Here is a 4,878-nt window from a genome sequence, read left to right on the forward strand (position 1 = left end):
TCACCGAGTCGCCGACGTTCCTGGGCGCCAACTACGGCCTGCACCTGGCCGTCAGCCCCGACGGTCTGCAGTGGACCCCGCTCAACCAGAACGCCCCCGTCGCCACCCCCACCGCCGGTTCCCTCGGCCTGCGCGACCCGTTCATCCTGCGCAAGCAGGACGGCACGTTCGTGGTCCTCGCGACCGACCTCAACGGCACCGACTGGTCGTACGTCAGCCAGTACATCCATGTCTGGGACTCCACCGATCTGCGTACCTTCACCGGCTACCGGCGGATGAAGGTGCACGACCTGGACACCCACGCCTGGGCGCCGGAGTCGTTCTGGGACGCGGGGCGCGGGCAGTACGGCGTGATCTACTCGGCCGTCAACGACAGCGGCCACAACGTCATCATGGTCAACTACACCGGCGACTTCGTGACCGCCGGGGATCCGCAGGTGTTCTTCGACCCCGGGTACGACGTCATCGACGGCGACCTGGCCGTGGGCGTGAACGGCGTCAACTACCTCTACTTCAAGAAGAATTCGACGCTGGTCGGCGCGAAGTCCACGTCACTGGACCCGGGCAGTTTCACCGAGTTCAGCACGGCGGTCTCGCACAACGGCACCGAGGCGCCGACGCTGGTCAAGTCCCTTGCGTCCAGCTCCACTTGGTACCTCTGGGGTGACACCTGGGATCCCAACGGCGTCTTCTACGCCTGGCAGACCAGTAGTCTCGCCGCCGGCACCTGGACGGCCGTCGACCAGAAGCTCTACACGCAGCCGCTCAACTCGAAGCACTGCGGCATCCAGCCGATCACCACGGCCGAGTACAACAACCTGATCGCCAAGTGGGGCACCCCCGCCTGGAACCGGCTCAAGTCCTACAACTACCCGGCCCGTTACGTCCGGCACTCCAACTTCGTCGGGCGGATCGACGAGTACGCCTTCGACCCGTACACCGACTCGCAGTGGACGCTGGTGCCGGGCCTCGCGGACTCGGCCGGGGTGTCCTTCCAGTCGGTCAACTACCCGACCCGCTATCTGCGGCACTACGACTACGCGCTCCAACTCGACGTGAACGACGGCACATCGACGTTCGCCGGGGACGCGACGTTCTACCGGACCGCGGGGCTCGCGGACTCCACCTGGGCGTCGTTCCGGTCGTACAACAATCCGACCCGCTACATCCGGCACTCCAACTACGTCCTGCGCATCGACCCGATCTCGACGGCCACGGATCAGCAGGACGCGACGTTCCACGTCGGGTACTGAGCACGACGCGGGTGCCTCCCGGAGAAATGGAGGCACCCGCGTCGTCGCCGGGGAAGGTCAGCTCAGGCCGGCCGTCTTCAGCCATGCCTTCGCGACGTCCAGCGGGTCCTTGTTCTGGGACTGGACCTGGGTGTCGAGGTCCAGCAGGGTCGCCGTGTCGAGCTTCGCGGAGACCGCGTTGAGGGCGGCGACACCGGCCGCGGAGAGGCCGCTCTTGTAGACGAGGGGCTGCACGTTCTCGAAACCGAAGAGCTTCTTCGGGTCCTGGAGCGTGACGTGCTTCTCCTTGACGATGGTCGGGTCCGTGCTGAAGAGGTCGGCCGCCTGCACCGTGTTCTTCTTCAGCGCGGCCGCCGTCAGCGGGCCGCCCGCGTCCAGCGCCTTGAAGGACTTGAACTCCAGGCCGTAGACGGACTTCAGGCCCAGCAGGCCCTGCTGCCGGGTCTGGAACTCCGGCGAGGCACCGATGACCAGGTCCTTCGCGATGGACTTGAGGTCCGCGATGGAGGAGTCGGACGTGAGGTTGTACTTCTTCGCGGTCTCCGCGTTGAGCGTGACCGTGTCCTTGTCCTCCGCGGCCGCCGGGTCCAGCAGCGTCAGCTTGGAGTCCAGCTTCGCGTTGATCGCGGCCGTGGTCGCCGCGAGGGTCGCCGGGGTGGCCTTCGGGTCGAGGTAGGCAAGCAGCGCGCCGTTGTACTCGGGCAGCACGGAGATCGTGCCGTTCTTGAGCAGGCCGTAGGTCGTCTCACGGCTGCCGATGTTCGGCTTGTAAGTGACCTTGACGCCCTTGGCCTTGAGGGCCTCGCCATAGATGTCGGCTATGAGGATGCTCTCGGCGAAGTTGTTGGAGCCGACGACAACCGTGTCGCCGCTCGCCTTGCCGCCCGAGAGCGGGTTGTCGGACTTGCTGTCGGAGGACGAACCACATCCCGTGACAAGCGCAGCCGTCGCGGCGAGCGCGATGGCGGCCGCGCCGGGGTACCTAGTGCTGGACCAGCTGTTCTTCGCTTTAGAAGTCACAATTCCCGTTCCGGGTTTGGATGTTGGCACAGGCGTGCAGGCATGGCTGTGGCGTCGACGCGCGGGGCGTGAACGCCGCACTCCGCTGATCCAATCCAGCCGGTTCTCGGTCAGTCAAGAGAACTCTGGTCACCGATTGGCCTCAATGGGTGCCCAGTTGTGAAGGCAACGTAAACGGACCGGTCACGAACACGGTCGCTTTGTAATTGATTCTTGACGTAGGGCGACGCACTTGATCGTTCAAAGAGACGGTAGTCTCCCCGGAGTTGGCGTCGGTCACAGCGGTGTGCGGGGGCCGCTTCGATCAAAAACAGTCACACGCATCGCTGCGCGTATCGTGACAACACCCCACGAAGGAGGCCTGGTGTCCATACGGGGCTTCGCAGACCGTTGGCCCTTCAGGCGCAAGCTCAATCTGCTCGTCGGCGTACCGCTCGCGGTGGTCGCTGTGCTGCTGGCGTATCTCATCTCGGACGAGATCGGGCAGTCGACGGACGCGAGCGACGCGGCGCAACTGGTGCGGGACAGCGGGCAGGTCGCCAGGCTGGTGAACCTCGTGGAGGCGGAGCACCAGCAGGCCATCCTGCTCTCCGTCCGGTTCGAGGCCACCAACGACGGCGGCACCCCCTCGCAGAGCGCCTACCGGGCGGCCCAGCTGGCCGTGGACAAGCAGGTCGAGAAGGTGCGTGACACCTTCGGCGACCGGCTGCCGGACAATGAGGCCCAGGCCCTGAAGGAGATCAACGGCCTGGAGACGCTGCGCGACACCGTCGAGCAGAGCTATCTGCCCGCCGACAACATCGACCCGGCGTACACCAGCGCCTCCGACGGTCTGATCGACGGGCTCGACCTCGAACACAACGCGAACCTCGCCACCACCTTCACCGGCAACCTGCTGGACTCCGTGCTGCGGGCCGATGCCGCCCACAGCTCGTTCGAGACCAGCGTGTTCTCCGCGACGACCGGCGACAGCAACGCGCTCATCGAGTACAACAACGCGGTCGGCTCCTACGAACTCTTCACCTACCAGTCCGCCCGGTTCGCCCGGTTCGCCACCGAGGACCAGGCCGACCAGCTCTCCGGCATCGAGCACACCCCGGCGCAGCGGGAGATCGCCGAAGCCTACGCCGAGCTGCAGATCGACCCCAGCGGGCTACAGGCCGAGACGCCCGGCGCCGTCCGCAACGCCTTCGCGGACGCCATGAGCGACTACCCCTCCTACCCGCAACAGGCCGCGGGCCGGCTGAAGATCACCGGCTCACTCATCGACCAGATCGCCACCCGCGCGGACAGCGCGTCCAGCTCCGCCTCCTGGCGCGCCGGGCTGCTGCTGAGCCTCTCGCTGTTCGGCTTCGTGCTGTGGCTCGTCTTCGTGGTGATCGTGCGCCGTTCGGTGGTCCGCCCCGTGCAGGCCCTCACCGGGGCCGCGAAGCAGGTCGCCGAGGTCGCGGGCCGTGAACTCGCCCGCGTCGCCGACGACGACGCCGAGGACGACGGGCCGCCGCTGCTGCGCGACATGCCGGTCACCGCGAAGGACGAGATCGGTGACCTCGCCGAGGCCTTCAACCATGTGCAGACCACGGCCGCCGCGCTGCTGGCCCGCCAGGTGGTCAGCCGGCGCAACGTCGCCGAGATGTTCGGCAACGTCGGCCGCCGCGTCAGCAACCTGACGACCCGTCAACTCGCGCTGATCGACGCGGTGGAGCGCGGCGAGACCGACCCGGCGCTGCTGGAGCGCCTCTACTCCATCGACCACATCGCCGTCCGCCTGCGCCGCAACGCGGACAGCCTGATGCTGCTGGCCGGCATCCGCGAGACCGTGCTGGACGGCGGACCCACCGAACTCACCAACGTCGTACGCGCCGCGCTCGGCCAGATCGAGGGCTTCCAGCGGGTGGGTCTGCGGGCCGACACCGAGGTCATGGTCGAGCCCGACATCATCGGCGACCTCACGCTGATGGTGGCCGAACTCCTGGAGAACGCGGTCTCGTTCTCGCCCGCGGGCAGCCCCGTCGAGGTGGTCGTACGGACCGACGGCGACGACGCGCTGATCGTGGTCGCCGACCGCGGTCTCGGGATGAGCGCCGAGCGCATCGCCGAGGAGAACGCCCGGCTGATCCGCCGCGAGCGCCTCGACCTGGTGCCGACGAAGGTGCTGGGCCTGTTCGTGGTCGGTACGCTCGCCCGCCGCTGGGACATCGACGTCACGCTGGCCCGCACGCCGGGCGGCGGTGTGACGGCCGAGATCACCATCCCGGCGACGCTGCTGCTGCGCATGAGTGCGCTGGCCTCCGGCGGTCCGGCCGACACCGGATACACGGAGTTGGGGTTGGGAGCGGGGGCAACTGTCGGCGCGGGCACGGTCGTTGCGCCGTCGGCCGCCTCGAACCAGGACCACCGTCCGGTGAACCAGGACCAGCGTCCGGCACCTTCCTGGGCCAGCTCGGACTCCGGGCCGCGCCCGTCGATCACTCTGAGCAGGCCCGAGCCGATCGCACCCGAGCACATGCACGCCGATGACGACGAGCCCACACCGCTCCCCCGCAGGGTCTCCCGGTACGAGACGGCGCCGAGAGCCGCCGCGCCGGCCCCGCCCGTCACCCAC

General features: G+C 67.8%; 3 protein-coding genes. 2 read left to right on the plus strand and 1 reads right to left on the minus strand.

The genetic code is table 11. From position 1 onward, the window contains the following. A partial coding sequence (locus AC31A1_RS46820; RefSeq protein ID WP_489659161.1) for a glycoside hydrolase family 43 protein occupies window positions 1-1,253 on the plus strand: 1,253 nt, incomplete at its 5' end. 57 nt (window positions 1,254-1,310) lie between these two features. Here the strand turns inward: AC31A1_RS46820 and AC31A1_RS46825 are convergent. Beyond that, window positions 1,311-2,273 carry an ABC transporter substrate-binding protein gene (locus tag AC31A1_RS46825; RefSeq protein WP_489659162.1) on the minus strand — a complete coding sequence of 321 codons (963 nt, stop codon included), beginning with the start codon at window positions 2,271-2,273 and terminating at the stop codon, window positions 1,311-1,313. 364 nt (window positions 2,274-2,637) lie between these two features. Between AC31A1_RS46825 and AC31A1_RS46830 the strand changes: the two genes are divergently transcribed. Then, on the plus strand, window positions 2,638-4,878 hold a 2,241-nt coding region (locus AC31A1_RS46830), incomplete at its 3' end, for a sensor histidine kinase (protein WP_489659163.1).

It is taken from the genome of Streptomyces sp. P5F9, assembly GCF_057961495.1.